We start from the raw sequence: 5,667 nt of genomic DNA, 5'->3' as shown, positions 1-5,667 counted from the left end.
TGGGCCAGGAATTGCAACTGGGCCAGCGCCGCCTGACGGAAGAACGCCTCGGCGCTGTTTTGACCCAGGTGGGGTTGACCCATGTCTCCTCCAAGCAGCCGCCGGAGCGCTTGAGTGGCGGCCAGCAGCGGCGTCTGGCCCTGGCGGTGCAGTTGCTGAGGGATCCCCAGGTGCTGCTGCTGGACGAGCCCACCGCCGGCCTGGACGGGTCGGCGCGGGACAGTCTTCTGGAATTGCTGGGCCAGCTTCGGACAGGGCGGGTGCTGGTGGTGGTGACCCATGAGCCCGGACTGTTTGCCCCCATCGAACCCCGCTGCTGGCAACTGCAGGACGGGGCGCTGGAACCCTGTTAGGGGAACCGGCCATTACCATCAAGCCTGTGTGGATCCACTGCTGCCGTGGCCGACCAGATTCTTCGCGCCGTGGCTGCTGGCGGCGGCATCCGGATGGTGGCGGTGGAGACCACGGTCTCCACCCGCTATGCCTGCCGTCGCCATGGCTTGTCCTACCTCACCACAACATTGCTGGGGCGGGCCATGGCCGGAGGCCTGCTGCTGGCCAGCAGCATGAAGACACCCCGGGCGCGGGTCGGCTTGAGGATCCGGTGTCAGGGTCCCCTGCGGGGCCTCACCGTGGATGCCGGTCGCGATGGGGGCGTGCGGGGTTACGTGGAGGCGCCGGATCTGGAGTTGGCGTTGGCGCCTGGAGGCGGGTTCGATCTGGCCCGCGCCGTGGGCAGGGGGCATCTTCAGATCACCCGGGACGAGGGCAGCGGAGATCCACGGCAAAGCACCGTGGAACTGGTGAGCGGGGGCATTGGGGACGACCTGGCCGCCTACCTGTTTCATTCGGAGCAGACCCCTTCTGCAGTGTTTGTGGGGGAACGCATAACCCGCAAGGGCATCCGCTGCAGCGGTGGCGTGCTGGCGCAGGTGTTGCCCAGGGCGGCCAGTGAGCCCGCCCTGGTGGAGCTTCTGGAGCGGGAATGCGCCGCCGTGGAGGGCTTCAGCCGGCAACTGGAGGCCCACCGGGGCAATATGGCCGCCCTTCTCCAATCCCTCTTTGGCGCCCTGGATCCCCAACCCCTTGCGGCGCCCCAGCCTGTGGGTTTTCACTGCCGTTGCACGGTATCTCGCTGCCGTGGGGCCCTGCAACTTCTGGGTATCCAGGAACTGGAGGAGATGATCGCCCAGGACGGCGGCGCAGAAATGACCTGCCACTTCTGCGCAGAGGTCTACCGCTTCAGTGGGGCCGATCTCCGGGAGGTGATCCGTGGCCTGTCGGCGAGGACCGTCAAGCCACAGTGATGGCCAACAGGAGTTGGACCAGCAGGGCCAGGGTGCTGCTGGTCTGCAACTCCTGCAACGGCGACGTCACCGCCAGCGGCTGGGTCAACAGGGCCCCCATGCCCAGCCCCACGGCCAGACCGGCGAATCCCCAGAAGGCCGCCTTGAAAAAACGACCATGGCGCCACAGCAGATTGAGGATGGTGATCCCTGTCCCCATGGCCAGAATCAAGGAGAGGGCGCTGGCGCGGGGGCTGAACAACGCAATCCAGGCCAAAAGCCCGCCATGGATCAACAGGGGCAGCCAGAGCCGCTGCCCTGCCGCCAGGCCGAACCGGGGCCACTCCATGGACCACCCGGGGCGGGAACGGGGGCTGACGGAACGACCCATGGGCAGTTGGGGCAGGGCCGGCAGCTTGAGTTGTTTCAAGGGGGATGCCGCCCTGGCTTCCTGCCGGGAAGCGGAGACGGCCCCCTGGCTGACCTTCCCCGCCTGACGCTGCTTCAGCCGGTCCAGAAGGACAGCGTCATAGTCCGCTTCGATGCGGGCCCTGGCCTGCGGGTCGTCCCCACAGGCCGCCAATTTCTCGGCTTTGGCTTCCTGTACGGCATCAAAACTGGCATCGTCGTCGACACCGAGCCGCACATAGGGTGAGTCTGTCCCGGAGTGGCCTGGTTCCATCAAGCCCGTATGCTGTGCTTTACGCCAAAGCCTACCCACTTCCTGAAGGGATGGGGCGCCGGAATCACCCACCATGGCCGCCAACCCTCCAGGATTGGGAAATAAAACCACACATTGCCCCCAAGTCGGTCTCCGGCGTGCATAATCAAGGTGAGGTGACTCGGCACTCCTCACACGAGGCACAAGAGGACACAACAAGCTCCCACCGAGTCTCTGGGAGCTTTTTCCAAGGCTTTTCCTCTTGACCATGCCTTAGCATCAGCCCCGAGGCCAGGGACGAATGGGTGACTGAACGAAGGGCGGGAAGCTTTGCCAGAATCGACACTGTTGAGCTGTTCCCCCTTCCATGCCCCTTGGCTCCCTGGTGCATCAGTTGCAACACGCTGCGCTGACCACTGAACTGGCGCAGCGCACCCGACAGGGGCAGGAGCAGGGACAACGGCTGTGTCTCTGTGGCGGCGTGCGGGTGGCGCGGGCGCTGGTCACCAGTGCATTGGCCCGGCAGCAGGGGCGTTCTCTATTGGTGATCACCCCCACCATGGAGGAGGCGGGGCGCTGGACCGCGCTGCTGGACACCATGGGCTGGCCCACGGTGTTGTTGTATCCCACCAGCGAAGCCACACCCTATGAGGGCCTGGATCCCACCAGCGAGATCATCTACGGCCAGCTTCAGGTGCTGGCTGAACTCCTGGGGAGCCAGGAGCCGTCGGTGGTGGTGGCCAGTGAGCGGGCCCTGCAGCCCCATCTGCCCCCCAAGGCCGTACTGCAGGCCAGTTGTCTCACCATGGGGCGCGGCCACGCCACCGATCTGACCACCCTGGCCCATCGCCTGGATCGGTTGGGCTACGAACGGGTCAACACCGTGGAGCAGGAGGGCGCCTGGAGTCGACGGGGGGACATTGTGGACGTGTATCCCGTCAGCGCCGAACTGCCCGTGCGGCTGGAGTTCTTTGGCGATGAACTGGACAAGTTGCGGGAGTTCGACCCGGCCAGCCAACGGTCCCTGGACACCATTGAGCAACTCTGGCTCACCCCCAGGGGCTATGGTCCCCTCATTGCCCAGCCATTGCGGACCGCCATGCCGCCAGGGCTGCAGGCCCTGCTGGGGGATGAGGGGCTGGCGTCACTGGGGGAAGGCCGGACACCCAAGGGGTTGGGGCGACTGTTGGGGTCCGCTTTCTCCCAGCCCGCCACCCTGCTGGACTACATGCCCGACCATGGGCTTGTGGTGGTGGACGAACGGCGCCGTTGCCTGGCCCACGGCCAGCAGTGGGTGGACCATGCCGCCAGCCACCTTGAGGGCCTGCAGGACGGGATGGACCCGGCGGCGGCGGCCCTGGTGCGGGGCGTCCTGCATCTGCCCATGACCACGTGCCTGGAGCGGGTGGACCACTGGGGGGGATTTGATCTGGCGGAACTGGATACGGCCGGGGTCCATCCCCACCACGTCTCCCTCGGGGCGCGGCCGGCGCCCTGCCTCCCCAACCAGTTCGGCAAGCTGGGCAAGCTGGTGCGGGACCAGCAGCGGCAGCGCACCCACCTCTGGCTGCTCTCCGCCCAACCCTCCCGGACCGTGGCCCTGCTGGAGGAGCACGACGCCGTCAGCCGCTTTGTGCCCAATGCCCAGGATCGGCCAGCCGTGGCCCGACTGCTGGATCAGAACACGCCCGTGGTGCTGAAGGCCAAAGGGGTGGCGGAACTGGAGGGGGTGGCCCTGCCGGCCTGGAAGGTGATGCTGCTCACCGACCGGGAGATGTTCGGCCAGCAGTCCCTGGCCACCGGTGGCTACGTGCGCCGCCGCCAGCGGGCCGCCAGCCGCACGGTGGATCCCTGCAAACTTCAGCCGGGGGACTACGTGGTGCATCGCCTCCATGGCATTGGCCGCTTCCTGAAGCTGGAAAAACTCAGCCTCGGCGGCGAGCCCCGGGATTACCTGGTGGTGCAGTACACCGATGGTCTGCTGCGGGTTGCGGCGGATCAACTGGGCAGCCTGGGCCGCTACCGGGCCAACAGTGAGCAGCCCCCCAGGTTGAACCGCATGGGGGGCAGCGCCTGGAAGAAAGCCAAGGAACGGGCCCGCAAGGCGGTGGCCAGGGTGGCCATGGACCTGGTGAAGCTCTATGCCGAGCGCCAGGAGGCCCGGGGCCATGCCTTCGCCGCCGACGGGCCATGGCAGGCGGATCTGGAGGGGTCGTTCCCCTATGACCCCACCCCGGATCAACTCAAGGCCATTGCCGAGGTGAAGCAGGACATGGAAGCGCCGCACCCCATGGACCGTCTCATCTGCGGGGACGTGGGGTTTGGCAAAACCGAGGTGGCGGTGCGGGGCATCTTCAAGTGCGTCACGGACGGGAAGCAATGCGCCCTAATGGCCCCCACTACGGTGCTGGCCCAGCAGCACTGGCGCACCATCCGGGACCGCTTTGCCCCCTACCCCGTCAAGGTGGGATTGCTGAATCGGTTTCGCACCGCCACGGAACGCCGTGAACTGCTCCGGCAGTTGGCGGACGGCGCCCTGGACGTGGTGGTGGGCACCCAGTTGCTGCTGAGTAAAGGGACGGTGTTCAAGGATCTGGGCCTGGTGGTGGTGGACGAGGAGCAACGGTTCGGCGTCAGGCAGAAGGAAAGGCTCAAAACCCTGCGCAAGGCCGTGGACGTGCTCACCCTCAGCGCCACCCCCATCCCCCGCACCCTGTACATGGGCCTGTCCTCCATGCGGGAGATGAGCATCATTGCCACCCCGCCCCCCTCGCGCCGGCCCATCAAGACCCACCTGTTGCCCATGGATGACGAAGTGGTGCGCAGCGCCATTCGCCAGGAACTGGACCGGGGCGGGCAGATTTTCTACGTGGCGCCCCGCATCGAGGGCATGGGCGACGTGGCGGCCAGGTTGCAGCGCATGGCCCCTGGCCTGAGGCTGCTGGTGGCCCATGGGCAGATGGATGAAGGCCGGTTGGAGGCCACTATGCTGGCGTTCAACGACGGGGAGGCGGACCTGTTGGTCTGCACCACCATTGTGGAATCCGGCCTGGATATTCCCCGGGTGAACACCATCCTGGTGGAAGATGCCCACTGTTTCGGACTGGCTCAGCTTTATCAACTGCGGGGACGGGTGGGCCGCAGCGGTGTGCAGGCCCACGCCTGGCTCTTCTACCCCCATGAGGAGAAGCTCACTCCCGCGGCCCGTTCCCGGCTGCGGGCCATTCAGGAATTTGCCCAACTGGGCAGTGGTTATCAGTTGGCCATGCGGGATATGGAAATCCGGGGCGCGGGGAACGTGCTGGGGATGGAGCAATCGGGCCAGATGGAGGCCATCGGCTTTGACCTTTACATGGAGATGCTCCAGGAGTGCCTGGCGGAAATCCGCGGGCAGGACATCCCCCGGGTGGAGGACACCCAGGTGGATCTGCGGGTGCCGGCCTTCCTGCCCGGGGTGTGGATTGTGGACGGCAACGAGAAGATGGCCGCCTACCGGGCTGCAGCCAATTGCCGGAGCCCGGAAGAGCTGCTGGCGTTGGCGGCGGCGTGGAGTGATCGCTACGGTCCCCTGCCGGAGCCGGTGCAGACCCTGCTGCAACTCATGGAACTCAAGCTGCTGGCCAAACGCTGCGGCGTGTCCCGCATCCGCCCGGACAAGGGCAACATCATTCTGGATACCCCCTTGCAGGAATCGGCCTTCCGCCGTCTGCGTCAGGGCCT

At 66.4% G+C, this 5,667-nt stretch carries 4 protein-coding genes; 3 read left to right on the top strand and 1 reads right to left on the bottom strand.

The features are described 5' to 3' along the window. Window positions 1-353, top strand: a 353-nt coding sequence (locus BG35_RS0105760) for an ATP-binding cassette domain-containing protein (protein WP_025782079.1), incomplete at its 5' end; no start/stop codon positions are given. Window positions 354-398: 45 nt separating this feature from the next. Then, window positions 399-1,307, top strand: coding sequence for an Hsp33 family molecular chaperone HslO (gene hslO / locus BG35_RS0105755; protein WP_025782078.1), 909 nt, complete (start codon window positions 399-401; stop codon window positions 1,305-1,307). On the opposite strand, the gene BG35_RS0105750 is transcribed toward hslO, so the two are convergent. Continuing rightward, window positions 1,294-2,043 (bottom strand): CPP1-like family protein, encoded by a 750-nt coding sequence (locus BG35_RS0105750; protein ID WP_161632544.1) that lies wholly within the window; start codon window positions 2,041-2,043, stop codon window positions 1,294-1,296. The genes hslO and BG35_RS0105750 overlap by 14 nt on opposite strands. A gap of 271 nt (window positions 2,044-2,314) precedes the next feature. Here BG35_RS0105750 and mfd point away from each other — a divergent pair. After that, the coding region (gene mfd, locus BG35_RS0105745; RefSeq protein ID WP_025782076.1) for a transcription-repair coupling factor at window positions 2,315-5,667 on the top strand (3,353 nt) is incomplete at its 3' end.

The sequence above is a fragment of the Candidatus Synechococcus spongiarum SH4 genome, assembly GCF_000586015.1.
Taxonomy (GTDB): Bacteria; Cyanobacteriota; Cyanobacteriia; order PCC-6307; family Cyanobiaceae; genus Synechococcus_B; species Synechococcus_B spongiarum_F.
The sequence above is the reverse complement of the archived record's forward strand: the minus strand, read 5'-3'. Positions and strand labels throughout refer to the sequence as shown.

What these genes read in the sequence shown, in the direction of transcription:
- BG35_RS0105750 (WP_161632544.1), bottom strand. Translation starts at nt 2,043, where the DNA reads ATGGTGGGTGATTCCGGCGCCCCATCCCTTCAGGAAGTGGGTAGGCTT.